Annotated in this window: 23 protein-coding genes; 7 read left to right on the forward strand and 16 right to left on the reverse strand. The window is 64.4% G+C overall.

Annotated elements, in window-relative coordinates:
* Nucleotides 1–10: 10 nt before the first annotated feature.
* The 10 genes from BJA_RS13525 to BJA_RS13570 all read right to left on the reverse strand — a co-directional run bounded on the left by BJA_RS13525 (nucleotide 11) and on the right by BJA_RS13570 (nucleotide 9,426).
* Nucleotides 11–835 carry a carbohydrate ABC transporter permease gene (locus BJA_RS13525; RefSeq protein WP_028174730.1) on the reverse strand — a complete coding sequence of 275 codons (825 nt, stop codon included), beginning with the start codon at nucleotides 833–835 and terminating at the stop codon, nucleotides 11–13.
* On the reverse strand, nucleotides 832–1,770 hold the full coding sequence (locus BJA_RS13530) for a carbohydrate ABC transporter permease (protein WP_011085515.1): 939 nt from the start codon (nucleotides 1,768–1,770) through the stop codon (nucleotides 832–834). Before BJA_RS13530 ends, BJA_RS13525 begins: the two co-directional genes overlap by 4 nt.
* Nucleotides 1,767–3,116, reverse strand: a complete 1,350-nt coding sequence (locus BJA_RS13535) for an ABC transporter substrate-binding protein (protein WP_049832539.1) — start codon at nucleotides 3,114–3,116, stop codon at nucleotides 1,767–1,769. Before BJA_RS13535 ends, BJA_RS13530 begins: the two co-directional genes overlap by 4 nt.
* 59 nt (nucleotides 3,117–3,175) lie before the next feature.
* Nucleotides 3,176–3,955 (reverse strand): sulfur oxidation c-type cytochrome SoxA, encoded by a 780-nt coding sequence (gene soxA, locus BJA_RS13540; protein ID WP_028174733.1) that lies wholly within the window; start codon nucleotides 3,953–3,955, stop codon nucleotides 3,176–3,178.
* Nucleotides 3,952–4,269 (reverse strand): thiosulfate oxidation carrier complex protein SoxZ, encoded by a 318-nt coding sequence (gene soxZ / locus BJA_RS13545; RefSeq protein WP_011085518.1) that lies wholly within the window; start codon nucleotides 4,267–4,269, stop codon nucleotides 3,952–3,954. The genes soxA and soxZ overlap by 4 nt, the downstream gene beginning before the upstream one ends.
* On the reverse strand, nucleotides 4,269–4,736 hold the full coding sequence (locus tag BJA_RS13550) for a SoxY-related AACIE arm protein (protein ID WP_011085519.1): 468 nt from the start codon (nucleotides 4,734–4,736) through the stop codon (nucleotides 4,269–4,271). Before BJA_RS13550 ends, soxZ begins: the two co-directional genes overlap by 1 nt.
* 8 nt (nucleotides 4,737–4,744) lie before the next feature.
* Nucleotides 4,745–5,146, reverse strand: a complete 402-nt coding sequence (gene soxX / locus BJA_RS13555; protein ID WP_236842203.1) for a sulfur oxidation c-type cytochrome SoxX — start codon at nucleotides 5,144–5,146, stop codon at nucleotides 4,745–4,747.
* Between the two features lie 235 nt (nucleotides 5,147–5,381).
* Nucleotides 5,382–6,653: an NAD(P)/FAD-dependent oxidoreductase gene (locus BJA_RS13560; protein ID WP_063921427.1), complete on the reverse strand. Its 1,272-nt coding sequence runs from the start codon at nucleotides 6,651–6,653 to the stop codon at nucleotides 5,382–5,384.
* Between the two features lie 125 nt (nucleotides 6,654–6,778).
* Nucleotides 6,779–8,965, reverse strand: a complete 2,187-nt coding sequence (locus BJA_RS13565; protein ID WP_011085521.1) for a xanthine dehydrogenase family protein molybdopterin-binding subunit — start codon at nucleotides 8,963–8,965, stop codon at nucleotides 6,779–6,781.
* A gap of 11 nt (nucleotides 8,966–8,976) precedes the next feature.
* Entirely contained in the window at nucleotides 8,977–9,426 is a 450-nt protein-coding gene (locus BJA_RS13570; RefSeq protein ID WP_028174739.1) for a (2Fe-2S)-binding protein, read from the reverse strand.
* Nucleotides 9,427–9,659: 233 nt separating this feature from the next.
* On the opposite strand from BJA_RS13570, the gene BJA_RS43030 reads away from it, so the two are divergent.
* Both BJA_RS43030 and BJA_RS13580 read left to right on the forward strand, forming a co-directional pair.
* The gene (locus BJA_RS43030; protein WP_236842204.1) at nucleotides 9,660–9,809 is read left to right on the forward strand and encodes a hypothetical protein; all 150 of its coding nucleotides are present in this window, start codon (nucleotides 9,660–9,662) and stop codon (nucleotides 9,807–9,809) included.
* Between the two features lie 256 nt (nucleotides 9,810–10,065).
* Nucleotides 10,066–11,685 carry a B12-binding domain-containing radical SAM protein gene (locus BJA_RS13580; RefSeq protein WP_011085524.1) on the forward strand — a complete coding sequence of 540 codons (1,620 nt, stop codon included), beginning with the start codon at nucleotides 10,066–10,068 and terminating at the stop codon, nucleotides 11,683–11,685.
* Nucleotides 11,686–11,690: 5 nt separating this feature from the next.
* Here the strand turns inward: BJA_RS13580 and BJA_RS13585 are convergent, their stop codons facing one another.
* Nucleotides 11,691–13,079 carry an MFS transporter gene (locus tag BJA_RS13585; RefSeq protein WP_038965836.1) on the reverse strand — a complete coding sequence of 463 codons (1,389 nt, stop codon included), beginning with the start codon at nucleotides 13,077–13,079 and terminating at the stop codon, nucleotides 11,691–11,693.
* 170 nt (nucleotides 13,080–13,249) lie between these two features.
* Here BJA_RS13585 and BJA_RS13590 point away from each other — a divergent pair, with 170 nt between their 5' ends.
* Both BJA_RS13590 and cax read left to right on the forward strand, forming a co-directional pair.
* On the forward strand, nucleotides 13,250–14,311 hold the full coding sequence (locus tag BJA_RS13590) for an isocitrate/isopropylmalate dehydrogenase family protein (RefSeq protein WP_038965840.1): 1,062 nt from the start codon (nucleotides 13,250–13,252) through the stop codon (nucleotides 14,309–14,311).
* A 343-nt stretch (nucleotides 14,312–14,654) separates the two neighbouring features.
* On the forward strand, nucleotides 14,655–15,755 hold the full coding sequence (cax, locus tag BJA_RS13595; protein ID WP_038965839.1) for a calcium/proton exchanger: 1,101 nt from the start codon (nucleotides 14,655–14,657) through the stop codon (nucleotides 15,753–15,755).
* A 94-nt stretch (nucleotides 15,756–15,849) separates the two neighbouring features.
* Here the strand turns inward: cax and BJA_RS13600 are convergent, their stop codons facing one another.
* The 4 genes from BJA_RS13600 to BJA_RS13615 form a co-directional block, all read right to left on the reverse strand.
* Nucleotides 15,850–16,284: a hypothetical protein gene (locus tag BJA_RS13600; RefSeq protein ID WP_038965835.1), complete on the reverse strand. Its 435-nt coding sequence runs from the start codon at nucleotides 16,282–16,284 to the stop codon at nucleotides 15,850–15,852.
* Nucleotides 16,285–16,431: 147 nt separating this feature from the next.
* Nucleotides 16,432–17,526, reverse strand: coding sequence for an amidohydrolase family protein (locus tag BJA_RS13605; RefSeq protein WP_011085528.1), 1,095 nt, complete (start codon nucleotides 17,524–17,526; stop codon nucleotides 16,432–16,434).
* Nucleotides 17,527–17,870: 344 nt separating this feature from the next.
* The gene (locus BJA_RS13610) at nucleotides 17,871–18,281 is read right to left on the reverse strand and encodes a hypothetical protein (protein WP_011085529.1); all 411 of its coding nucleotides are present in this window, start codon (nucleotides 18,279–18,281) and stop codon (nucleotides 17,871–17,873) included.
* A 210-nt stretch (nucleotides 18,282–18,491) separates the two neighbouring features.
* Nucleotides 18,492–19,427 (reverse strand): class I SAM-dependent methyltransferase, encoded by a 936-nt coding sequence (locus BJA_RS13615; RefSeq protein WP_162494071.1) that lies wholly within the window; start codon nucleotides 19,425–19,427, stop codon nucleotides 18,492–18,494.
* 195 nt (nucleotides 19,428–19,622) lie between these two features.
* On the opposite strand from BJA_RS13615, the gene BJA_RS13620 reads away from it, so the two are divergent.
* The gene (locus BJA_RS13620) at nucleotides 19,623–20,735 is read left to right on the forward strand and encodes a helix-turn-helix transcriptional regulator (RefSeq protein ID WP_162494072.1); all 1,113 of its coding nucleotides are present in this window, start codon (nucleotides 19,623–19,625) and stop codon (nucleotides 20,733–20,735) included.
* Between the two features lie 167 nt (nucleotides 20,736–20,902).
* On the opposite strand, the gene BJA_RS13625 is transcribed toward BJA_RS13620, so the two are convergent.
* Entirely contained in the window at nucleotides 20,903–21,646 is a 744-nt protein-coding gene (locus tag BJA_RS13625) for an SDR family NAD(P)-dependent oxidoreductase (protein WP_011085532.1), read from the reverse strand.
* 138 nt (nucleotides 21,647–21,784) lie between these two features.
* Between BJA_RS13625 and BJA_RS13630 the strand changes: the two genes are divergently transcribed.
* Complete coding sequence (locus tag BJA_RS13630) at nucleotides 21,785–22,555, forward strand: methyltransferase domain-containing protein (protein ID WP_011085533.1); 771 nt, start codon at nucleotides 21,785–21,787, stop codon at nucleotides 22,553–22,555.
* Nucleotides 22,556–22,867: 312 nt separating this feature from the next.
* Entirely contained in the window at nucleotides 22,868–23,869 is a 1,002-nt protein-coding gene (locus tag BJA_RS13635) for a DctP family TRAP transporter solute-binding subunit (protein ID WP_011085534.1), read from the forward strand.
* Nucleotides 23,870–23,885: the final 16 nt, after the last annotated feature.

The following is a 23,885-nucleotide window of genomic DNA, read 5'->3' on the forward strand; positions in this document are numbered from 1 at the left end:
CATCGGGTGATCACCCGCCCTTGACGGCACCCGCAGTGAGCCCGGCCACGATCTGCCGCTGCGCAAACACCGTCAGCAGCAGCACTGGGAGGGTGACGATCAGCGCGGCGGCGGCGAGCGGCCCCCAGCTCAACTGGTCGAACGAGATCATGTTGTAGACTGCGACGGGCAGGGTGCGCGTCTCGCGTCCGGCCAGCACGATGCCGAAGACGAAGTTGTTCCAGGAGAAGATGACGGCGAGGATGAAGGCGACCGCGATCCCCGGCTTGGCGATCGGCAGGGCGACGTGGCGAAAGACCTGCCAGCGCGTGGCGCCGTCGATCAGGGCGGCTTCTTCCAGCTCGAGCGGCGTGGTCTCGAAATAGCCGATCATGATCCAGATCACGATCGGCACCGTCACGACGAGGTGGATGATGATCTGCGGCACCAGCGTGCCGAGCAATCCCAGCCACTGGAATAGCAGGAACAGCGGAATCAGGTAGGACAGGCCGGGCGTGATGCGCGCGATCAGGATCACGATCGCGGATTTGTGCGCGGCCATGCGCGCGATGCCGTAGCCGGCGGGGACGCCGACGATCAGCGCCAGCGCGGTCGCACTGCCGGTGACGACCAGGCTGTTGATGAAATAGGTCAGGAAGCGGTTGGAGGCCAGCACGTCGGCATAGTTCTTCCAGGCGATATGCTCGGGGAAGAACACCGGCGGGTAGGCGGCGTTGTCGATCTCGAATTTGAGCGACAGCGACAGCATCCACAGGAAGAACAGGATTGCCGGCGACACGATGACGAACACCGAAAGCCACAGGCCGATCTTGCCGATGATCTGACGAGGTGTCATGCGTCGCTCGCGATTTCGGTCCACACCATGCGCTGGCGGGCATACAGCATCACCGCGGCAAGCAGGACGATCAACAGGAAGAACACCACCGCGATCGCCGAGCCGTAGCCGAGGTCGTAGTAGGTGAAGGCGACGCTGTAGAGGTAGATGTTGATCGTCTCCGACGCCGAGCCGGGTCCGCCTTGCGTGATCGCGAAGATGATGTCGAAGCTCTTCACCGCGTCGATCATGCGGATCATGCCGGCGATGAACAGGAACGGCATGATCAGCGGCAGCGTGATGAAGCGGAACATCTGCCAGAGATTGGCGCCGTCGATCTGCGCGCTCTCATATGGCTCGGTCGGGATTGCGGCGAGGCCGCCGAGCACGATCAGCATCACGAGCGGCGTCCATTGCCAGGTCTCGACCAGCACCAGCGAGGGAATGACGGTCGCGGGATGAAACACCCAGAGCTGCGCCGGTATCCCGACCAGCGACAAGATGTAGTTCAGCACGCCGAGCTGCGGGTGGAACATCATGGTCCAGACCAGCGCGATCGCGACGGGCGTCGCCATCATCGGCATGATGAAGACGCCGCGCAGGAAGCCGCGGCCGGCGAATTTCTGGTGGAACACCACGGCCGCGAAGGTGCCGAGCACCAGCGGCAGCAGCACCGACAGCGCGGTGTAGACCATGGTGTGGCCCACCGCCTCGATGAAGCGCGGATCGCTGGTCAGCCGCAGATAGTTGGAGAGCCCGACGAAGGTGGTCGGCGAGCCGACCTTCCACTCGTTCAGGCTCATCCAGATGGTGAAGACCCACGGGAAGATGATGATGGCGAGCACGACGACCAGCGCCGGCACCACGAACGGCCAGTAGGACGGCGGGCGCAACTCTTTCTCCGGCGCGGCATCGGACCGTGCCGCGGCCGGATCAGCTTGTGTCAACGCACTCACGCCTTTTCGCTACGCTCCAGGATCGGCCGAAACTGGTCGTTGGCCTTCTTCAGCTCGGCGGCGGGATCTGCCCCGGACAGCGTCGCGGTGAGAGCCGCGCCGACGATATCGCGGAATTCGGCGACGGGGACGACCACGGGCAGGCCGAGCTTGCTGATCTTGCCGGACTCGATCACCGATTGCAGCCACTCCGGCGGCATCTTCACGCCCTTCTGGATCTCGGGATCGTTCAGGATCGAGCTGCGGAACGGCACGCCGCCGCCGGCCTGGAGCAGGCGCGCGCCCTGCTGCTTCGAGACCACCCACTGGCAGAGCAGGTAGGCGGCTTCCTTGTTCTTGCTCGCCGCCGCAATGCCGATGCCGTCGCCGTAAGTGGACGAATAATGCCCCTTGGGTCCGGCGGGCACGACAGTGTAGCCAACCTTGCCGACGACGCGCGAGGCGGCCGGATCCTCCAGCGGCGGCGCCCAGCCGACGCCGTCGATCCACATCGCCGAGCGTCCTTGCGTGAACGAGGCCATCGACTCCATCCAGTTGAAGCCGGCGACGCCGGGCGGGGCGGACTTCGTCAGCAGCGTCTGGTAGAGCTTCGTTGCCGCGATCGCCTCCGGACCGTCGGTCAGGATGTTGCGCTTGTCGTCGAGGAATTCGCCGCCATAGTTGAGGAAGAAGTTGGTCCACAATGCCATGTTGGCGTTGCGCAAGCCCCGCCCGACGAAGCCGTAGGTGCCTTCCTTGGGATCGGTGAGCTTCTCGGCGGCAGCGACCATCTCGTCGAGGGTCTTCGGGACGGCCACGCCCTTCTTCTGGAATAGCTCCTTGTTGTAGTAGAGGATGAAATAGTCCACCGACCACGGCAGCGACAGCATCTGCCCCTTGTCGTTCTTGGCATATTGCAGGCCCGCGGCGGAAAAATCGCTCTCGACGAGATCGGGCGCGGTCAGTGACGGGTCCTTCATGAAAGGCGTCATGTCGGCGAGCCAGCCGGCCTTCTCGAACTGCCGCTTCTGCACGTGATAGCTGAGATGGACGACGTCGAAGCTGGGCCGGCCCGAGGTGAACTCGATCACGACCTTCTGGCGCTGCTGCTGCTCGGGGATCTGCTCGGCTTCGACCTGGATGCCGGTGAGTTCGGTGAACTCCTTGATGTTCTTTTGCAGGTTGTCGCCGCGCGGACCCTTGGCGAGGATCACCTCCAGCTTGGTCCCGGCATATTTCTTCCAGTTGACCTCGGCGCGCGCCGGCAATCCGGTCAGGCTGAGCGCGCCAGCCGCTGCCGTGCCGGTCAAGAGCGTACGGCGCGAGATTCTGTAGTCGACCACTTCAAAGTCCTCCCTGTGACTCATCGTCTTTGGGAGGGATACTAGCGACCGTGCCACGCCTGCCTAGTCCTAATTCGAAGGAATCAGGGCCGCACGGCCGGTGTTTCCATCGGCAGGCCGCGCGCCCGCGACATCAAATAGAGCTCGAGCGCGACGAGCTCTGGGGCGCCGTAGTCGTAGGCCTGGGCGCGCACGCCGGACATGCAGCTGCGCAGACGCCGCTCCAGCGACCCCAGCGTCTGCCATTCCAGCCGATACAGCGGATAGCCGGTCGGCTGCGCTTGCGTGATCGGAGCGCCCGCCAGATGCCTGTCAAAGTTGTCGTCGTGGCAATTGGTGCAGGCGAGGTTGAGCTGGCCCTCGCGCTGCATGAAGAGGTCGCGGCCCTGTTCGACGAATTGCTTGAGTTGCGGGTCGTCGCCGGCCGTGATCGCGACGCCGCGCGACTGGTGGGCGACGAAGGCGGACAGCGCCAGCAGGTCGCGGCTCTCGTAGGGGAGCGGCGTTGCCTGCTGATGATTGGCGCGGCAGAGATTGATGCGTTGATCGAGTGTGATGGGACGGCCCACCGCCTTCTCGAAAGCGGGATAGCGCGCCGCGACGCCCTTCATGCTGCCCCGCGCATCGCCGTGGCAATCCGCACAGGCCTTCTCCGCGCTGCCGGTCTTCTTCGTCCAGAGCGCCTCGCCATCGAGCACGAACAGCATGCCCGGATTGGCGGTGTCGTCATCCTGCATGGCGCGCGTGTCCGGCCCCATGAAAGCGTAGCCGGAGCGGCGCGCCTCGGGCGCAATCTCGCCGGCAAGCAGGGCAGGAGCCGCGGCCAGCAATGTCGCCACCGCTATCGCGCGCCAAAATTTCATTCGACCGTGATCGATGCCGAGGCGGTGGACGAATAGCCGTTGTCGCCGGTCCATTCGAACTCGAACTTGCCGCTCTCCTTCGCAACCGTGAAGAACGAAAGATATGGGTTCGCGGCGATCGCCGGAAACAGATCGGCGCGAAAGACCTCGGTGCCGTTGTAGCGGCAGGTGAAGCTCGTGATGATGTCGCGCGGCACGAGCCGGCCATCGGCGGTGTGGCGGAAGCCGGTTTCCATGATATGCGAGGTCAGCGTGCGGATCTCGATGACGTCGCCGCGCCTGGCCTTTGCCGGAACGTTGATCAGCGCGGCCATCAGTTCATCTCCTCGGTGCAGGCGGCCAGCGTCACGACGACGTCGGCGGCGACCTGCCAGAAGCTGTCGTCGGAGAGACGCGCGATCGCGACCACCTTCTGGGTGTCGGCGAGCCGGATCCTCGTCGAGACCTGGGCTCGGCCGGCCCACGGGCCGAGATGGAAATTGCCGATGTTCGGCTGCGGGTTCTTCTCGTTGAAGACGTGGATGCTCTTGACGTAGTCATCAGGCGTCATCGGGCTTGCGACGCTGATGGTCATTGGCACGGTGTTGCCGTTCTCGACCAGCGGCGGAATGTCGAGCTTCACCCTGCCGGTGCGAATCGGGGCTTCACCGACGACGTTGCGGATCGCCGTGTTGAGCATCGCGGGCGTCGCCTCCAGCGGCCGCAGCGTGACGATCGGGATCGTTCCGGCAGCGGTGATGCCTCCGGCAAGGCTCAGGAATTGTCGTCGCGTGGTTGGCATGAGCAGTCCTAGTCCCGAAGCGTTGCAAGATAGGCCACGATGTCCTCGATCTCCGCGGCGGACAATATAGGCTTGCCGGCAAAATTGCGCCCGACGCGCACGAGGCCGTCATTGCGATAATAGGACGGCATGATGGTCTCCGCGTTGAAGCGCGACGCATCGACCAGACGAAGCCGCAACTGGCTCACCGACCACCGGTTCCCGGCGCCGGAGAGATCGGGCGCGAGGTCGCCCTGGAACCGCGTTTCCGGAAACGGGCCGGAATGGCAGAGGATGCAGGTCGTCGTGCGCGCGAGCACCAGCGCGCGTCCGCGCGCGGCATCGCCGGGCGTAGCGGTGAGCGAAGCCGGAATGCCGTCGCCGACGATTGTGCAAGGCGCGAGCTCGTCCGCTTGGGTGGGCAAGGCCAAGGCAAGGCTCGCTACGATGAATACCGCAATCGCAGATCTTGGATTGAATGACTGAGGCCGCCGCGAACTCCTCTTACCTCTCCCGCTTGCGGGAGAGGTCGCCGCGTAGCGGCGGGTGAGGGCTCTTTCCTCTTGGGGGGTCTCGCGGGCGGAGACACCCTCTCCCCAGCCCTCCCCCGCAGGCGGGGGAGGGAGCGCGTCGTGTTCGTGGCGGCAGGCTCGTCCCATCATTGCCCTAGCCAAAGGTGTCTGCCGTGATGGTTTGAAACCAGCGCGCGGCCTCGTCAGCCTCGCGGGCGCGCAGCTCGCGCGGGGCATCGACCGGGCTGGTCGCGCCGCCCTCGACCTCGGCGTAGATATCGCCTCTGGGTTGGTAGTTGCCGGCGAGCGAGAAGCCGTAACCGGGCGCGACGGTGGTGTAGCAGACACCGGTGAGCCGCGGCGTCTCCGGGGCGCGGCCTGCGAGCAGGTTGACGATCGCGGCGGCGCAGGCCTTGCCTTGCGCGCTTGCGGCCGACGCCGATTTGGGAATGCCGCCGCCGAGGCAGGCATCGCCGATGACGTGGATGTTCGGGACGAGCTTCGACTCGAAAGTTACAGGATCGATCGGGCACCAGCCGGTCGCATCCGCTGCGCCCGCAATCTGGGCGAGGTGGCCGGCGCGTTGCGGCGGGATGACGTTGGCGACGTCAGGGGTGTAGTTGCCGAACTCGGTGACGATGGTCTTCGTCGAAGCGTCAACGGACGTCACGCGGCCGCCTTGCGACAGCCCGATGCGCTCGATCATGTTGCCATAGAGCTCCTTCCAGGCCCGCTCGAACAGCCGCTGCTGGGAGAAGCTATCCTTGGCATCGAGGATCAGCACCTTCGCGCGCGGCTTCTTCGTCTTCAGGTAATGCGCGATCAGGCTCGCGCGTTCGTAAGGCGCCGGCGGACAGCGCGAGGGATTGGCGGGGATCGCAATGGCGACCGTGCCACCGTCTTCCATCGCCTCCAACTGCCGGCGCAGCAGCAGCGTCTGCGCGCCGGCCTTCCAGGCGTGCGGCATCTTTTCCGACGCCGCCTCGTCGTAGCCGGGCAGGGCTTCGACATGGAAGTCGATGCCGGGCGAGAGCACGAGGCGGTCGTAAGTGAGCGTGGCGCCGTCGGTCGTCGTGACGCTGCGCCTTTCGGGATCGACGGTTGTTGCCGCCTGGGCAACGACGGTGATGCCTTCGGCGACAAGCTTGTCATAGCCGAACTGCTGCGCCTCGATCTCGCGCAGGCCTGCGATCACCTCGTTGCTGAACGGGCAGGATATGAAGACCTTGTTCGGCTCGATCAGCGTCACCTGCAATTTGGCGTTGGCGCGTTTGAGCGCGCGGGCACAGGCCGCGCCGCCAAAGCCGCCGCCGACCACGACGACGCGGCCCGCCGATTGCGCGCGCAGGATTGAAGGTACTGCGTACGATGTGGCCGCGGCGGTGATGCCGAGGACGACATTCCGCCGTGTCACCGGCGCATTCATGGGTCTCATCCGGAAAATGCCGCGGCGGCCGTCGTGGCCGCCGCGAGTTGTTGCTTGAGCGTGATCTTCTCGGAAAACCGCTTCGCTCTTTGCGCTAACGCGGCCCTTCGGGTCCGGATCATGCTCTAGGCGAAGGTGATGTTCTGGTCGCGCAGCGGAACGGAACGGATGCGCTTGCCGGTCGCGGCGAAGTACGCGTTGAGCACGGCCGGTGCGGCAACGCCGATGGTCGGCTCGCCGACACCGCCCCAGAATCCGCCGCTCGGCACCATCACCGATTCCACCTTCGGCATCTCGTTGATGCGCATCGAGTTGTAGGTGTCGAAGTTGGTTTGCTCGATCTTGCCGTCCTTGACGGTGCAGCCGCCGTAGAACAGCGCGGACAGGCCATAGACGAAGGAGCCCGCGATCTGCCGTTCCACCTGCGCCGGATTGACGACGTAGCCGGGGTCGGTAGAGGCGACGATGCGGTGCACCTTGATCTTGTTGCCGTCGGTCACCGAGATCTCGGCGGCGCCGGCGACGTAGCTGCCATAGCCCATCACCTGCGCGATGCCGCGATAGACGCCTTGCGGCGCCGGCGTGGTCCAGCCGATCTTCTCGGCCACGGCATTGAGCACCGCCAGATGCTTGGGGTGATTGCTCATCAGCTTGCGGCGGAATTCGAGCGGGTCCTGGCCTGCGGCATGGGCTAGCTCGTCCATGAAGCATTCCATGTAGATCGCGTTGTGATTGACGTTGACGCCGCGCCAGAAGCCGGGCGGAACGTGCGGATTGCGCATCGCATGCTCGATCAGCAGGTTCGGCACCGAATAGCCGAATGCGGCCTCGCCGGATTGGGCGACACCCTGGAACGCGGCCGGATCCATTCCGTTCTGGAGCGCTTCGGGACGAAGCGAGAACAGGATCGACTGTCCCGACAGGCGGTAGTGCAGCGCGACCAGGTTGTTGTCGGCGTCGAACGCGCCGGTCATCTTGCACTGGGTGATCGGATGATACCTGCCGTGCGCCATGTCCTCTTCGCGCGACCACAACAGCTTGATCGGCGTGCCTGGCATCTGCTTGGCGATCATGACCGCCTGGCGGACGTAGTCGGTCTGGCCGCGCCGGCCGAAGCCGCCGCCGGGCATCACCTTGTGCACGTCGCACTTCTCCGCCGGCAGGCCGGAGGCCTCCAGTGTCGCCGCGAAGGCTGCCTCGCCATTCTGCGTGCCGCACCAGACCTCGCATTTCTCCGCCGTGTAGAGCGCGGTGGCGTTCATCGGCTCCATCGTGGCGTGGTTCTGGTAAGGGTAGTTGTAGACGGCCTCGACCTTCTTGACGGCGCCGGCAATCGCCGCCTTGGCGTCGCCGTTCTTGTTGCCGACATAGGCCGGCTGCGCGTTGTCGAGGCCTTCCGCCAGCCACTTCGCAATCGACGCGCTGGAGACCTTGGCGTTGTCGCCCTCGTCCCAGACGATCGGCAGGGCTTCCAGCGCGGTCTTGGCGTGCCACCAGGTATCGGCAACGACCGCGACCGCGGTATCGCCGACCGTGACGACCTTCTTGACGCCTTTCATGCCGGCGATCTTGGCTTCGTCATAGCTCTTCAGCTTGCCGCCGAACACCGGGCAGTCCTTGATCGCGGCGTTCAGCATGCCCGGCAGCTTGACGTCGATGCCGTAGACCATCGTGCCGGTGGTCTTGTCGGCGGTGTCGAGGCGCAGCACGCCCTTGCCGATCAGCTTCCAGTCCTTCGGATCCTTCAGCTTGACGTCGGCCGGCGGCGTCAGCTTGGCCGCAGCCTCGGCGACCTTGCCGTAGGTTGTGGTCCTGCCCGACGGCGTATGGGTGATGACGCTCTTCGCGGCGGTGCATTCGGATGCCGGCACTTTCCACGAATCGGCGGCGGCCTGGATCAGCATCACGCGCGCGGTGGCGCCGCCCTTGCGGACATAGTCCTGCGAAGAGCGGATGCCGCGGCTGCCACCGGTCGAGAAATCGCCCCAGACGCGCTTGCGGGCGACGCTCTGGCCGGGTGTCGGATATTCGGTCGAGACCTTCGACCAGTCGCATTCGAGTTCCTCGGCGACGAGTTGGGCGAGGCCGGTGAGCGAGCCCTGGCCCATCTCGGAGCGGGCGATGCGGATCACGACGGTGTCGTCGGGCCTGACCACGACCCAGGCGCCGATTTCGGGCGAGCCGTCGGCTGCGCGCACCACGGCGGGTCCGCCGAAGGGGATATCGAGGCCAATTGCGAGGCCTGCGCCGACCGCGGCGGTGCCGATGACGAAGGCACGGCGGTTCATCTTGGGAGAGACGTGCTTGTTCATGGGGCGGTTCCTTACGCGCTGGCGATCGTGTGGATCGCTTCGCGCACCTGCTGGAAGGTGCCGCAGCGGCAGATATTGGTGATGGCCTCATCGATGTCGGCGTCGGTCGGCTTCGGCTTCTCGTTCAGCAGCGCTGCCACCGCCATGATCATGCCACTCTGGCAATAGCCGCATTGCGGAACGTCCTTGGCGATCCAGGCTTCCTGCACCTTGTGCAGCGTGCTGCCGGACGCCAGCCCCTCGATCGTGGTGATCTTCTTGCCTTCGGCCTCGGCGACCGAAACGCCGCAGGCGCGGGTCGCGATGCCGTCGATGTGAACCGTGCAGGCGCCGCATTGTGCAATGCCGCAGCCATATTTGGTGCCGGTCAGCCCGGCATTCTCGCGGATCGCCCAAAGCAGCGGCGTATCCGGCTCGACGTCGAGTGTGAGGGATTTTCCGTTGATTGTAAGGTTTGCCATCGCAGTCCCCTGATTGGTCCAATCCACCGATTGGACTCAGGGGCGCAATGTGTCCGGCAAATTGGAACTGTTCAAATCAACAGTCCGCGGGGTGGCCGTCAAAGAGATCGGGGGGCGCCGGGAAGATTGTTGGGTGTTCGGTGTTGCAGTCAATTGCCCGCTCGCGACCGCGGAGGCGATCGTTCATGAAATGGCCCGTCACAAGCTGAGGGCGTTTGGTGTCGCAAACGAGAATGCGATCCGGATCATCAGCAAAAGACGAGCTCTATCCCAGTCCGGTCCGCAGCGACATCCGCGCCCTGCTGGCGCGCAATGCCTCGCGGATGGAGAAGGGCTTCGAGACGTTGCGGCAGCATGCCCGCACTGACGCGCCCGGCCGCTAGTTTCTCGGCGCGTTCTTCGCCTGGTGCAGCGACGTCCTGGCGAGCGGCCGGAAGCTGCTTGCGAGCGAACGCTGCTGATTGCGCGCTTCGCCGCGGGCCGGGTTCCAGGCGCCAATCCGCGGCTTGGGGCGACGCCCGGCCGTGAACGCCGGTTCCAGGCCCGATCACCGCTGCATTGCGGCGACAGATTGTCCCCTTTTGCCGGGATGCAAGACGAGGTCGCTCTGGTACACTGAGTCGAAGCCAGAGGAGTTCCATGGACGTGCCGAGCCCCTGCAACGTGTTGATGCTCTACCCGCTGTTCACCGCGGAGTCGTTCTGGAGTTTTGGCGAATCCTGCAAGCTGATGGGCGTGAAGCGCCCCGCCGCTCCCCTCGGCCTGATCACCGTTGCCGCGATGCTGCCTGCCGACTGGACGGTGCGCCTCATCGACTGCAACACGTCGCCCCTGGGTGACGAGGATCTCGCCTGGGCCGACGTCGTCTTCACCGGCGGAATGCTGCCGCAGCAGGCCGACACGCTGCGCCTGATCGAGCTATGCCGCGCGGCGGGCAAGCCGGTGGTCGTCGGCGGCCCCGATCCGACCTCGAGCCCCCACATCTATGAGAGGGCCGACTTCCGGGTGCTCGGCGAGGCCGAGAGTGTCATCGACGAATTCATCGCGGCCTGGGAGGGCGGTGCGCGCTCCGGCGTCTTCACTGCGCCGAAATTCCAGGCCGATGTCACCAGGACGCCGGTGCCGCGGTTCGACCTGCTCAAATTCGAAGATTATCTCTATATCGGTGTGCAGTATTCGCGCGGCTGCCCGTTCACCTGCGAGTTCTGCGACATCATCGAGCTCTACGGACGCGTGCCGCGAACCAAGACGGCCGAGCAGATGTTCGTCGAGCTCGAGACGCTCTACCGGATGGGCTACCGCGGCCACCTCGACTTCGTCGACGACAATTTCATCGGCAACAAGAAGTCGCTGCGGCTGTTCCTCCCGCAGCTCGCCGAATGGCAGCGCGCCCACGGCTATCCGTTCGAATTCTCCACCGAAGCCTCGATCAACCTCGCCGACGATCCGGAACTGCTGGAGCAAATGGGGGCGGCCAATTTCTTCGGCATCTTCGTCGGCATCGAAAGTCCGGATCCGGCGACGCTGGTCGCGATGCGGAAGAAGCAGAACACGCGGCGCAACATCGCCGAGAGCATCCACAAGATCTACGCCGCCGGCATTCTCGTCACCGCGGGCTTCATCGTCGGCTTCGACAATGAGAAGGTCTCGATGGCGGAGGCCATGATCGAATTCATCGAGGAGGCGGCGATCCCCGTCAGCATGGTCGGCCTGCTCTATGCCTTGCCGAACACGCAGCTGACGCGCCGCCTGGAGCGCGAAGGCCGGCTGCACCCGGGCCACGATCTGGCGCCGACCATCGGCGCCGATCAGTGCACGGATGGGATCAACTTCGATCCGGTGCGCCCGCTGCGCGACATCCTGATGGATTACAAGCGGGTGCTGGAGCGCATCTACAGCCCGGCTGCCTATGCCGGACGCATCGACCGCTTGATGACGCTGCTCGACCGTTCGCGGCAGCGCCACGCGCTTGCGGAGGGCGATATCCGTGCCAAGCTCGGGGCGATGGAGACGGTGCACCGCGTGGTCACCGCCATTCCCGAGGCGCGCGGGCCGCTCTGGCAGACCTTCATGAACTGCGCCAAGCGCGACACGTCATCGGCGCGGATCGCGGTGCAGATGATCGCGGCCTATGCCCATCTCGGTCCGTTCTCGCGCAAGGTCATCGACGCCATCGACGCGCGCCTTGCCGCGCTGGACGACGAGACCGTCATCCCGGCGGCGACCATCGACGCGACCGCAGCGCGGCACCTGGCCTGAAGGCCCTACTTCACCGCCAGCCGCAGGAAGCTCATCACGCTGCCGAGCGCGGCAAAGCCTGCACCGAGTGCGAGTGCGACGGTCGCGCCGTCGTGACCGGCGAGGGCAAAGCAGAGCGCCGCGAGCGCAGCCCCCGTCGTCTGTCCGGTCAGGCGCGCGGTGGCGACGATGCCGGAGGCGCTGCCGCTGCGGTGCGGCGGCGCGCTCGACATCACCGCCTTCATGTTCGGCGCCTGGAAGAAGCCGAACCCCATGCCGCAGATCACCATCCGCCAGATGATGTCGGCGATGGCGGGATTGGCCGGCAGCATGGCGAGCAGCGCCATGCCGAGGCCGAGCAGCACGAGGCCGATGCCGCCGAGCAGCCCGACCGCATGCCGGTCCGACAGGCGCCCCGCGATCGGCGCCATGATGCCGACCACCAGCGGCCACGGCGTCATGAAGAAGCCGGTCTCGACCTGCGAGCGTCCCAGCACGTCCTCGAAATAGAACGGCAGCGAGACGAAGGCGAGGCCCTGCACCGCGAAGGAGCACACCGCCGTTGCCGCCGACAGCGCGAACATCGGCCGGCTGAACAAATCGATCGGCAGCATCGGCGCGGGGTGATCGGCGTGGCGGCGCGTCAGGATGAAGCCGAGCGCGAGGGCCGTGACGAGCTCGATGCCCACGACGACCGGCGACAGATTGTGCGCGGCGCTGCCGATGCCCGTGATGAACAGGCCAAGGCAGGCCGACGCCAGGATCGCGCCGAGAAAATCAAAACCGTGATCGGCCCGCGGCGTCTTCGGCAGCATCGCAAAGCCGATGCCAATCGCAACGAGGCCGAAGGGAATGTTGACGGCAAACAGCCACGGCCAGGGGCCGAGCGCCAGGATCGCGGAGGCGATCGACGGCCCGAAGGTGAAGGCGGTCGCGACCACCAGCGCGTTGTGGCCGAAGCCGCGGCCCAGCATCCTTCCGGGATAGACGAAGCGCACCAGCGCCGTGTTGACGCTCATGATGCCGCTGGCCCCCAGGCCTTGCAGCGTGCGCGCGACCAGCAGGCTGTCCAGCGACCACGCGACCGCGCAGAACAGCGAGGCGATGGTGAACAGGATCAGGCCACCGAGATAGATGCGCTGGTGCCCGACGATCTCGCCGAGCGCGCCGAGCGGCAAGAGCGTTGCCACCAGCGCGATCTGGTAGACGTTGACGACCCAGACCGACTGCTCCGGACTGACATGCAGGTCGGCGGCAATGGCGGGCAGCGCGATGTTGGCGATCGCGGTGTCGAGCGAGGCCATCGCCAGAGCGGTGAAGATGGCAGCGATCGCCCAGCGCCGCTGCGCGGCCGGCAGGCCGTCGGACATGGTGTGGTCGGGCTCGCGCGCGGCGGCAGGTAACGTGATCGTCATTGCGTTAGCGCGTTGCTCCGGCGGCGTGGCTATGCGGACTTTTGGCATGTACTACGCCGAAGGCCGCTTCCACAGGCATATGCTTGCATGCTGTGTATGCGCGAAGGTGAGGCGATGCCGCCGGGCTCTGGCGTATGATCGCGCCGGCGCTGCAATTTTGGGGAAACGTCATGCAACTCATCGTTCTGCCCGGTGACGGCATCGGACCGGAGATCACGACCGCGACATCGGGTGTGCTGCGCGCGGCCTCGGAGCGCTTCCAGCTCAATCTGCGGCTGGAGGAGCACGCGGTCGGGCACGCGAGCCTGAAGCAGTTCGGCACGACGGTGCGGCCCGAGCTGCTCGACATCGTCCGCGGCGCCGACGGCCTGATCCTGGGGCCGACCGCGACCTTCGACTTCAAGGACGAGGCGCATGGCGAGATCAATCCGTCCAGGCACTTCCGCAAGAACCTCGACCTCTACGCCAATGTCAGGCCCGCGCGCACCTATGCCGGGCGGCCAGGCCGCCTCGGCGATTTCGACCTCGTGGTGGTGCGCGAGAACACCGAGGGCTTTTACGCCGATCGCAACATGGAGCAGGGCAATGGCGAGATGCTGGTCACGCCTGACGTCGCGATCTCGCTGCGCCGGATCACGCGGGCGTGCTGCGAGCGCATCGCGCACGCCGCCTGCCGTCTCGCCATGAAGCGGCGCAGACACCTCACCATCGTGCACAAGGCCAATGTGCTCAAGATCGGCGACGGGATGTTCCTGGACATCTGTCGCGCGGCGGCGAAGGGCTATGCCGGCCTCGAAGTCGACGACATCCTGGTCGACGCCATGATGGCGCATGTCGTGCGCAACCCCGATCGCTTCGACGTCATCGTCGCCACCAACATGTTCGGCGACATCCTGTCCGATCTCACGGCCGAGCTGTCCGGCAGTCTCGGCCTCGGCGGCTCGCTCAATGTCGGCGACCGCTATGCCATGGCGCAGGCGGCACACGGCTCGGCGCCTGACATCGCCGGGCAGGACGTCGCCAATCCGGTCTCGCTGATCCTGTCGACGGCCTTGCTGCTGGCCTGGCATGGCGAGAGGAGCGGCGCGGTGCGCTACGAGGAGGCCGCGCGTGCGATCGAGGCGGCGGTGGCGAAGGCGATCGGCGAGGGCAGGGCAACGCGCGATGTCGGCGGCAGGCTCGGCACGATCGCGGCGGGGGCTGCGATTGCGGAGATCTTGCAGGGGGCTTGAGGTGCTTCGGCGCGTGCTTTCCGGCTCTTTCTTGGGCGAAACAAAAAAGTCGAAAAACAACCCCATGCACAGTAGAACACCCCTTGATCGATAAGGGATTTTCGCGATGCGTCGCGGCGACATCGGCAGCTGCGATCGCGTTGACCCGTCGGGCAAAACACTGGCAGGATGCGATGCTGGCGGCGATCGGGGACTGGGCCATGGCGCGTTCTCGTCACGCGCAATGTGGGCCTCAGACCGCACGGCGGCGCGTCTCCTCCGGCCCACGTTGAGGCAGATCAATACTCGCCTCGCAGGCCCGCCAGACCCTTCCATCAGCGCATCCATGGAAAGGGCGGCCGACATGCAAACCCTGCTCAGGGAAATCCGGAATACGCCGTTGCTCTGGATGCTGGTCTTCGTGCCCATCGTGCTGCTGGCCGAGGCGGCTGCCCCGCATTCCCACACGCTCCTCTTCGTGCTGGCGGTGCTTGCGATCGTGCCGCTGGCGGCGCTGCTCAGCCACGCCACCGAAGCGGTCGCCGCGAAGACCGGCGATGCCGTGGGCGGACTGCTCAATGCAACGCTCGGCAATCTGACGGAGCTGATCATCGCCATCACGGCGCTGCGTGCCGGCCAGTACATGCTGGTAAAGGCCTCGATTGCGGGGGCGATCGTCACCAACGCGGTGTTCATGCTAGGGGCCTGCCTGCTGCTCGGCGGCCTGCGCTACCACGTGCAGGAGTACAACCGCGCCGGCGCGCGGCTCTCGTCGGGCCTGTTGCTGATGGCAACCGTCGCCCTGCTTGCGCCTTCGGCGGTCGCCGATCTCGAGCACCTTCCGCAGGGCGGAGGCATCTTGAACAAGCTCAGCGTCGGCATTTCAGTCCTGCTGATCATCGCTTACGCGCTCGGCCTGTTGTTCTCGCTCGGGACGCACAAGGAATTGTTCGCAAGCGCCGATCATGGCGACGACAAGGAGGCGCACTGGCCGATCGGCATCGCCGTCGGCACGCTGCTGGTCGTCACGGTGCTGGTCGCGCTGGTCAGCGAAATCTTCGTGGAATCGGTGCAGAAGGCGGCGGAAACCTTCGGGATGAGCCCGGCCTTTGTCGGCTTCATCATCGTTTCGCTGGTCGGCGCTGCCGCCGAATTTGCGGTGGCGTTCGGCGCGGCGCGCAAGGACCGGCTCGACATGGTCGTCAGCATCGCGCTCGGCAGCGCCTCGCAGATCGCGCTGTTCGTCGCCCCCGCGCTGGTGCTGCTCAGCTACGTCGTGGGGCCGACGCCGATGAACCTGCAGTTCTGGCCGGGCGCCGTCACCATGGTGATGATCGCCACAGTCACGTCAGCGTTCATCACGGCGAGCGGACGCTCGGCATGGTTCGTCGGCGCGCTGATGATCTTCATCTACGCAGTGTTTGCGCTGACCTTGTATGTCGTCCCGCCGGCGGGCGAGGGATGAGGTGCTGTTGCCCGTCGGCACGAGGGTGAACTAGCTCGTCCGGGAAATGGCGGCCCGCGGCAAGCCATCCTCCGGAACGGCGAATGCGTTTTCGCTAATAGGCCCAGTAGCTGCCGGAGGGCAGGCAATTGTCGTCGCCATAGCCGTAGCCATAGCCATAGCCGCCGCCATAACCGTAATAGGACGCGGGCGGGTAGTTGTAGCCGTAGGCGGGATAACCGCCATAGCTGCCATAATAGGCGCTCCGCGCAATCGCGCCGCCGACGACGGCGCCGGCAACGCCATAGCCGAGTCCGCGATAACCGTAGCCGCGATAGCCCCAGCCGCCGCGGTAGCCCCACCCGACGCCGCGATAGCCATAGCCGCCACGCCAGCCGCCGACCCATCGCACTTCAGTGGTGTTCTGATCGACCATCGATTTCATCGTCGCCAGATGCGTCGGGATCGGCCCGGCCTGGACACCCATAGCGGGCAGCAGGGCGCCGGCTCCGGCGAGAATGAGGGTGCGCAAAGACTTCGAGGAGGTCATGATCGATCATCTCCTTGGCTACGGGCGGCGCTTTCTGCGCCACCATCGACAATTGATTCCGGCGTGGCGTTGCCGTGGCGGGCTTGATCTAGATCAAGCGTCGGGGTCGCGGCACCGCCGCGCCGTCAGGAGACGCTGCCCGATGCTCTAGGCCTGCAACCGCGGAACGAGACGAATCGCGTTCTCATGGCCAATCGCATCGAGATCCTCAGTCGAAAGGCCAAGCTTCTGCAACTGCGCGAACTGGCCAAGGCCGAAATACGGATAGTCGGTGCCGTAGGTGATCTGGGAGGCGGGTACGAGCTTGAGCAGCGCGGCCATGGACGGCGCGAACGTTGCATTCGCGGTGTCGTAGTGAAGCCGGCGTAGCTCGCCTTCGATCCCCTCCGGCGCAAACTCCTTGAGATCGGGCCGCGCCCCATAGAACGAATTGATGCGCCCGGCCATCATCGGAATCGTGCCGCCGGCGTGCGAGAACAGCCATTTGATGTCGCGGTGGCGGGCAAATGCACCGCTGAGCAGAAGGCTCGTCACCGTACGTGTGGTGTCGTGCGGGACTTCGATCACCGCGGGAAACGTGCCGACGCTGAGCGCGCTGCAGCAACTCGCGACCAGCGGATGCACATAAACGACCGCCTTGCGACGGTTCAGCTCTTCGAACACCGGCCTGTAGGCGGCATTGCCGAGCCATTTGTCGCCGTAGCTGCTTTGCAGCCCGATCCCGTCCGCCTTCAGCGTGTCGAGCGCATATTCGATCTCCTTGAGCGTGGCATCGACATCCAGCATCGACAAGGTTGCGAACAGGCCGAAACGGCCCGGATGGTCGCGCATCATGTCCGCCGCGTACTCGTTGCAGGTGCGCGCGAGCCGGCCAGCTTCCGCCGGCCCGAGGTCGAACCACACCCCTGGCGTGGAGGCGACCGACAGGATGCCTGTGCGTATGCCATTGCGGTCCATGTCCTCGACGAGCTTCTCGCGGGTCCAGGCAACCTGACCGGGAAAGTGCGGCTGCTTGCGGGCGTCTTCGTAGCCAAGCCAAAGCTTCTGGTATTCGGGCGGATAGAAATGAAGGTGGGTATCGATCAGCGCCGGCCTGGTCTGTCCGCGCACCGCAACGGCCGGGATGGCCGAGGCAAGGCCGAGCGCACCCACTCCCGCGAGAAAGCCGCGCCGCGACCAGGACGGGCCGCAACAGGTAGAGCAGCGCTGATGCCCTCCCGATTTCCGATCCCAAATGAGCATGTTGCGGGTCTCCTGTTACGAATTGGCATGGACGGGGGGCCTGTGGTGCTTCCATAGGCAGGAGGTTTCGCCCATTCGCAGTCCGCGGAGCGGCTGCAGCACGGGCGTTGATTGTTGGGGATCGGAATGTGCCGATTTTTCGTCGCTGAGCGATGTCTATCGTCACGTCGTCGCATCACAGCAGCAACTTTGTGTGAACGCGGCCCGGCGTTGCGTCCCATGACTCCGGCTCGCCCGGCAGCCGACGGGGCTCGCAATAGTCCGGCGGAAAATTGTCGCGCGTCTGTTCGCTCATGATGCGCCGGGCGGCCTTCGAGGAGTCGAAGCGATGGACGTTTTCCCGATTAGCGCCGGTCGCCGTCATCCTTGTCCGAGAGGCCGTTCGATGAACGTTCGTCGTATTCGGCCCTGAGCTTCGCAAGGATGGATTGCAATGTCTCCTGCTCAGTCGAGCTCTCGTCATTGCTCTGCCCCCGCAGGCGCCGCAGCCTGCTGCGGAGCATATCGTACGCTTCGAGAAGGGGCGGGCTCAGCGAAAAGAAGGCGCCGAGCGCAATCGCGATGATCACATGGCGAAGCGAAACGGGGGGATCCTCGCCGGGCGTAGCGGCATCATGGCGGACTGGCACGGGCGAAAGACCGGCTGACCCGCCGTCGGCACGGGACGGCCGCGGTTTTCGCGGCGGGATCACGACGACGACAAAAAGGATGTTGAGCAACAGCCAAATGCCTAAAATGACGAGCAGCGTACGCATGAATAATCCAAGGACAGCGTTACCTGAGCTGACGGCAGTATGGTTTCAAATATCGATGCTTCCACGAATCCGATCACGCGACCGGCAACTCGCATGCAATGAAAAAGCTGTCTGATGCCGGACAATGAAGCCGTTACCTTAATCTCGAGCGTGGACAGCAGAGGTCGGGACACGGCATCGCGCGGCATGATCCTGGCGCCTTCCATGGCGCTACGGGACGCTGAGTTCGACAAGGTGAGTTAAGCCGGTCGGGTCCCGTCGGACGGAAAAATCGAGGCGATCGAAACCGGCCGCCGTCGCGATTTTCCGAAGTTCCGGCTCGGAGCGATGAACCAGCTTCCAGTCTGCGATGGCCTCCATCCACACGCGAAACGGATTCCCTGCGGCGATATTGGTGAAGACGATCGAGCCACCGACCCTCAGAAGGCGGCAGCGCAATTCCCCCAGAACGGAAATGATCGTTCGGTCGTCGAGGTAGTCGGACAGGCAGCCGCAGACGACGACATCGAACGGGCCTTCGTCCTGGACCTGTCGGATCGCCCGTCTCACGTCGCCGCACACGATGTGAACATCGCAATAACGGCTCAGTCGCTCTTCGGCGAGAACCAGGGCTTGCCTGTCGAGATCCACGAGAACGACCGTGGATCCTGTAAATCGATGCGGTGCGATCTGGAAGTCGGCACCTCCGCCACACCCAATCGAGAGGATGCGCCCCGGCGTCGTGGCGCACATCTTGAGGTACTGCCACCAGATCCTGTTTCGATGCTGTTGCGCGATGGCGGTATTGAGTGCGTGCCATTCGATCCAGTCGCCCGGATCGGCCGTGGTCGGCAGGCTCGCGCCGGCTGCGAGCAGTTCGACAGTTTCGAAATCACCGGGATAGCCGCGCGGCCACTCCTGAAGTCTGCGGACAAATGAGGAGCGGGCGTGGAGATGACGGGCGGGTGCGAGGAGCCTTTGAATATTCGGTGAGTTCCATGCCGGAGCCGGAAGCTTGGCCAAGGCGCAGCAAAGAGCGTGCATTTGAGAGGCTGTCCCGTGCATTGCCGCTGCTGGATCCCTCGGCATCAGCTCAAAGAAGCGGCAGAAGTCGCCCACCTCCCGGTCAAGCTCGTCCAAATCAATCCCGCTGTGCGTTTCGTCCATTCGTCCCAACCTCCAGGATCGGGATAGAGTGGCGAAGGCCGGCCATTCGCGCATGACCCAGTTGGGTCATGCCTGCGGAATTGCTCGAGAACCCAATGCGCGCAGCACGTTATCCAGAGCCGGTGTCGATTGACAGCGGCGGGCAAGTATCCAAGGATTGTCCGAATATGGACGATTTCTTTTTGGGTGATGCGATTGCGGCGTTTTGATTTCCAGCGATTGGAGCGGTCGAAAGCCCGGTTGGGCGAAGTGGTGCTGGACCCCGGCCAGTGGATACCGCTCATGGAGGACATTTGCTCCGCGGCAGCGACGTCCGGTGCGGGGCTGCTCCAGAGTGATGTCCGGACTTCCGATGTCCCGGTGACGCCTTCGACGAAAGAGGCTTTCCAGGGCTACTTTGCCGCCAATCTTCACGTAGAGGATGTTCGTGCCGTCAGGGGAGTTCCGCTACTGCTTTCCGGCAGGAAGGTTCTGCGCGACCAGGATATCTTCTCCTCCGAGCGAGACATGCTCAAGACTCCCCTCTACAGACATCTCGGACAGCTTGGATTTCAATGGTGGTCGGCGATTTCCTTTTGGGCAGGGCCGGCAATGTGGGCCCTCGCGCTACAGCGCAAGCGTGGGGAAGGAGCCTTCGAAGATGACGATCTGAAGGCATTTGCGCTGCTCTCGGACGCGCTGACCGAGGCCGCCACGCTCTCCCATGCAGTGGGAAGGCAGGTGTTGCTCGGGGCTTTGAGCGCTTTCGATTCGATCAACGAGCCGGCGCTGTCAATGACCGGAATGGGGCGCGTGCTGGAGATCAATGCGGCGGCGGCCGAAATCTTCGATGCCGACTTCCGCGTCCATAACAACAGATTGTACATGCGGGATGGCAAGGCCACTCGTGCTCTTGACGCGAGGTTGACCAACTCCGATCGGGAGCTCCGTCTTCGCGCCGGCAGCCGCATCGGCAACATCATCGTCGCGCGGCGAGAGACCAAGCGTCCGATCGTCATCAAGCTGTTGCCCGTACCGGGGGCGGCTCGATCGCCATTTCTGGGGGCGAGGTTCATCCTGATGCTCACCGACATGGAGGTCGTACGTAAATCTGAAATTGAATTGCTCTCGGCAATCTTTGCGCTGACGGCGGCCGAGGCAAAGGTGGCGCGACTGATAGCTGCAGGATGGTCGCCGGAAATGATCGCCGACGACCTGGCGCTGTCCCGCGAAACGGTCCGCAACCAGATCAAGGCGGTCTTCAGCAAAACGGCCACGCATCGACAGAACGAGTTGGCGGCTTTGATCGGTCACATGCGCAATCTCTAGCCGAGATACTCCTTACCTTTTGAACGCGTTTGACAACGTGGTCATTGCCCGCAACGTGCCCGCTGTTGGCCTGCGGCCAACTCGTCAAGGCAAGCTGACGCCAGCCGCTCCCGAGAGCACAGCGAACATGTCATGCTCTCGTGCCCGATCGGTTTCAGAGCCCCATCCTAGAACTGATACCGCCGCAGCCCCCCATCCACCGGGATCACCGTCCCCGTGATGTACCGCGCCACCGGCGAGGCCAGGAACACCGCGAGTGCCGCGAGATCCTCCGGTTCGCCCCAATAGCCGACCGGGATCTCTTCTTCCGCAAAACGCTCGCGATAGTCCGGCGGATAGTTGCGACGGATCTGCTCGCTCATAATGCGGCCGGGCGGGATGCAGTTGATGGTGATGCCGTGCTCGCCGATCTCGCGCGACAGGCCCTTGGCCCAGGCGTGCACGGCGGCCTTCGCGGCAAAGGCCGCGTTCAGACCTTCCGGCTCGGACTTGCCGGTGATGTTGACGATGCGGCCCCATTTGCGTTCGATCATCTGCGGCAACAGCGCATGCGCGATGCGGCGGTAGCTGGTGAAGTTCAGCGCGATCGCCTCATCCCATTTGCTGTCGGGCGCATCGACGGGCAGGGGCCGGCTGCCGCCGGCATTGTTGACGAGGATGTCGACATGGCCGAGCTCGCTCACGGCGAAGGCTGCGATCTTCTCCGCGGCGTCCTTGGCCATCACGTCCTGCTCGAACGGCGTGATCAGTCCGCCGCCGACTTCGCTCACCAGCTCGGCAAGGAGATCGGTCCGCCGCGCCACGCCGACGACGCGCACGCCTTCGGCCGCCAGGCCCTTGGCGATGGCGCGGCCGATGCCGATGCTCGCGCCGGTGACGACAGCGGTTTTCGATTTGAGCCCGAGGTCCATGGTCGCACGCTCTCTTGTTTGCTTTTGCTTGTTGCCGTTTCCTGCCCATCCCTGCCAGGACGAATTGCCTGACCGGGACGAGCAGTGGTAACCAAGAGCCACGTTGAAGGAAACACGAAAAACAAAAGGCGTCGAACGATGGTCTGGGATCCGCAGCAATATCTGAAGTTCTCCGGCCACCGGCTCCGGCCCGCTGTCGACCTCCTGATGCGGATTCCGGATTTCGCGCCGCGCGAGATCGCTGATCTCGGCGCCGGCGCGGGCAACGTCACCAAGCTGATCCGGGAGCGCTGGCCGGATGCGACCGTGACCGGCGTCGAGGGCTCGGCGGAGATGGTTGCCGCCGGCCGCAAGGCGGCGCCGGACGTGCAATGGTCCCATGAAGACCTCGGCCAATGGCGTCCCGCCAAGCCATATGACCTGATCTATTCCAATGCCGCACTGCACTGGCTGCCCAATCATGCGGCACTGTTTCCCTCGCTGATGGAGAAGGTCGTGCCCGGCGGCATGCTGGCGGTGCAGATGCCGCGCAACTTTCTGGCGCCTTCACACGTGCTGATCGGCGAGACCGCGCTGAACGGACCGTGGCGCTCCAAGGTCGAGCATCTCGTCACCCCGCCGCCGGTCGAGAGGCCGGCCTTCTATCATGATCTTCTTGCGCCGATGTCCGTCAATATCGACATCTGGGAGACCGAATATCTTCAAGTGCTCGAAGGCGAGAACCCCGTGAAGGAATGGACCAAGGGGACCTGGCTGACGCGCTATCTCGACGTGCTCGCGGGCGACGAGAAGGCCGCCTTTGAGGCGGCCTATGGGATGCGGGTTGCGAAGGCGTATCCGAAGAATGCGGCGGGGCAGACGCTGTTCCCGTTCCGGCGTCTGTTCATGGTCGCCCAGCGCAAGGGCTGAGGGCATTGCCGCAATGCGACATAAGCGTTCGTCGTGTCTTGCGGCGTGACATCAGACCTTCATGGTGAGGAGCCCGCCAAAGCGGGCGTCTCGCACCATGCAGGCCGAGCACCTTCGGTAAGCCTCGGATCTCATAAGCGGTAGCCCGGGAGAGGGGCCAGCCCCGGGTTGCGCGTTCAGTAGCGGACAAGCTAGCTTGGCTGCGGGAAAATTGGGCTTAGGTCTAGTTGTTCGGCTGGCGGATTGCTGCCACTACTGGCCTGCAAAAAACAAAAAGAACCCGGTTTCCTAGGGGTATTGGGGAGGTCCTTCATGCGCAAACTGCTTCTTGCGGTCGCAGCGGCCACGTTTGCTTTGGCGCCGGCGATTGCCCAGGCCCAGGGTCCCATTGTCATCAAGTTCAGCCATGTCGTCGCCAACGACACCCCGAAGGGCAAGGGTGCGCTGAAGTTCAAGGAGCTCGCCGAGAAGTACACCGACGGCAAGGTCAAGATCGAGGTCTATCCGAACTCCTCGCTCTACAAGGACAAGGAGGAGATCGAGGCGCTCCAGCTCGGTTCGGTGCAGATGCTCGCGCCCTCGACCGCGAAATTCGCGCCGCTCGGGATCAAGGAATTCGAGGCACTCGACCTGCCCTGGCTGTTCAAGGACGACGAGACCTATGCCAATGCGATGAAGGGCACGGTCGGCAAGTGGCTGTTCCAGAAGCTGGAGGCCAAGGGCATCACCGGCCTCGCCTATTGGGACAACGGCTTCCACATGGTGTCGTCGAATCGGTCGCTGATGAAGCCGGAGGATTTCAAGGGCCTGAAATTCCGCATCTCCGGATCGAAGATCGCGGACCAGTACTTCCGCCTGATGGGTTCGATCCCGCAGATCATGGCGTTCTCCGAGGTCTACCAGGCGCTGCAGACCGGCGTGGTCGACGGCTGCGAGAATACCGCGTCCAACTACTGGACGCAGAAGTTCTACGAGGTGCAGAAGGACATCACCGTGTCCTATCATGCCCATCTGCAATATGCGGTCATCGTCAACTCCAAGTTCTGGTCCGGCCTGCCGCCCGACATTCGCGCCCAGCTCGAGAAGGCGATGAACGAGGCGACCGACTACACCAACTCGATCGCGCGCCAGGAGAACGAGGACGCGCTCGCCGAGATCAAGAAGGCGGGCAAGACCACGCTGCATTATCTCACTGACGCCGATCGCAAGGCGTGGCAGGAAGCGATGCAGCCGACTTACAAATGGGCCAAGGGGCGGGTCGGGCAGGAAGTGCTCGATCTCGTCGCCAAGGAACTCGACGTCAAGATGAACTGACGCGATTTCCGGAGAA

The sequence above is a fragment of the Bradyrhizobium diazoefficiens USDA 110 genome (genome assembly GCF_000011365.1).
GTDB classification, from domain to species: Bacteria; Pseudomonadota; Alphaproteobacteria; order Rhizobiales; family Xanthobacteraceae; genus Bradyrhizobium; species Bradyrhizobium diazoefficiens.